This is a genomic window from Streptomyces sp. SID12501, assembly GCF_010550245.1.
Classification (GTDB): Bacteria; Actinomycetota; Actinomycetes; order Streptomycetales; family Streptomycetaceae; genus Streptomyces.
The window spans coordinates 1-624 of sequence record NZ_JAAGLU010000254.1 but is presented as its reverse complement, the minus strand read 5'-3'; the positions used below and the strand labels follow the sequence as shown (position 1 = coordinate 624).

Annotated in this window: 1 protein-coding gene; it reads left to right on the top strand. The window is 73.4% G+C overall.

The window, feature by feature from the left end; all coding sequences use genetic code 11:
- Nucleotides 1-624: CNNM domain-containing protein (locus G3I71_RS45565; protein WP_164324821.1), on the top strand; the 624-nt coding region annotated here is incomplete at both ends.

Here is a 624-nt window from a genome sequence, read left to right as displayed (position 1 = left end):
GCGCATCGCGATGCAGCAGGCCGCGCGCGTGTCGCTGTGGGTGGGACCGCCGCTCGACCGGTTCGCGGTGCTCATGACGCCGGTGATCTGGCTGCTGTCGAAGTCCACCAACGGGGTCGTCCGGCTGCTCGGCTTCGACCCGGCCGCGACGAGCGACCAGATCACCGACGAGGAGCTGCGCGACCTCGTGCGCTCGCACCCCGACCTGCCGGAGGACGAGCGGCGCCTCATCGACGACGTGTTCGACGTCGGCGACCGCTCGCTCGTCGAGGTCATGCGCCCGCGCGCCGACGTGACGTTCCTCGCCGCCGACGCGCCGATCGCCGAGGCCGCGCGGCTCGTCGGGACGCTGCCCTACTCGCGGTACCCCGTGACGGGGGAGGACTTCGACGACATCGTCGGGTTCGTGCACGTGCGCGACCTGCTCGCGCCCGTCGCGCGTGCCGTGCGCGAGGCCGAGGAGGACCCCGACACGCACGGGCGCGAGGGCGTGGTCGAGGCGATCGTCGAGGTCGCCGGCACGACGGTGGGCGACGTGACGCGGCCGATCGTGTCGCTGCCGGGCACCAACGCGGTCCTGCCGACGCTGTCGACGATGCGTCGCACGGGTGCGCACATCGCGGT